At 47.6% G+C, this 1,103-nt stretch carries 1 protein-coding gene and 1 pseudogene; one reads left to right on the top strand and one right to left on the bottom strand.

The window, feature by feature from the left end; genetic code table 11:
* Positions 1 to 398, top strand: a pseudogene (locus A3766_RS00935) (FAD-dependent oxidoreductase); the annotation flags it as partial.
* On the opposite strand, the gene A3766_RS00930 reads toward A3766_RS00935, so the two are convergent.
* Positions 386 to 1,103 (bottom strand): anhydro-N-acetylmuramic acid kinase (locus tag A3766_RS00930; RefSeq protein ID WP_068641484.1); only part of this gene is annotated, 718 nt, incomplete at its 5' end. The pseudogene A3766_RS00935 and the gene A3766_RS00930 overlap by 13 nt on opposite strands.

The following is a 1,103-nucleotide window of genomic DNA, read 5'->3' as shown; positions in this document are numbered from 1 at the left end:
AGTACGAAGCGCTTAAGGTGAAGCTTACTGAAAAATTGATGAATATGCTTTACGAGCAAATGCCACAATTAAAAGATGCTCTTGATTATGTTGAGCTTTCGACGCCGCTTTCGACTCAATGGTTTCAATGGAATGAAGAAGGCGAGATTTATGGTATTGACCATAGCGTAGAGCGCTTTGAACAGGCGTGGTTGCATCCGGTAACGCCGATTAAAAACTTCTACCTTACCGGTGCTGATGTAGTGACTGCGGGTGTTGGTGGCGCATTGATGGCAGGTGTGATGACTGCTAGCGCAATGATGGGGGTAAAAGGCTACAAGGTTATGGGGTTAATAAAGAAGTGGCAGCCAGAACAAAATACGGAAGAGGCTTCGAAGGAATCGCTTCAAGCGGGGTAAATTCCACCTAATATTTTGCTCTTGCTTGCTCCCGTAACGGAGCAGGCATTGCCTGGCAGGTTGTTCAGTGTTTGTCTTGCTAACCAGGCGAAAGCGCTGGCCTCAACCAATTGCGGGTCTATTCCCAGGTCGAGGGTTGAACTTAAGCGATAGCTTGGAAGCAGGTTTTGGAGGCGAGTCATTAGTAGTTGATTATTGATGCCGCCGCCGCAGACGAAGATGTCGCAGCCATCACCATTAGTGCTGGTGATGATGCTGTTACTAATTGTGCTGGCCGTTAGCTCGAGTAGCGTGCGCTGAATATCTTCGCTTTGGAATGTGCTGTTTGCAATCTTATTGGCTATCCATGCTGAGTTAAACAGTTCTTTACCGGTGCTTTTGGGTGCTGTTTGTTTGAAATAGGGCTCGTCGAGAAAACCCTGTAATAAATCTTCGATAACAGACCCTGTGCTCGCCCAGTCGCCATTATGATCGTACGCTTTCTTTAAGCGGCTTTGAATCCATAGGTCCATAAGCATATTTCCGGGGCCTGTGTCGTAGCCGGATAGCTTGTTCTTTGTTTTTGAGAGCACTGAAATGTTCGCGATGCCGCCAATATTGGCAACGATTCTCGTTTCGTTTGAGTCGCCAAATACTGCTTGGTGAAATGCGGGGACTAATGGTGCGCCTTGCCCCTTCGCGGCCATATCTGCCATTCTGAAATCG

The organism is Oleiphilus sp. HI0132, assembly GCF_001635845.1.
Note: the sequence above shows the minus strand (reverse complement) of the source record. Positions and strands in the feature narration are given on the sequence as shown.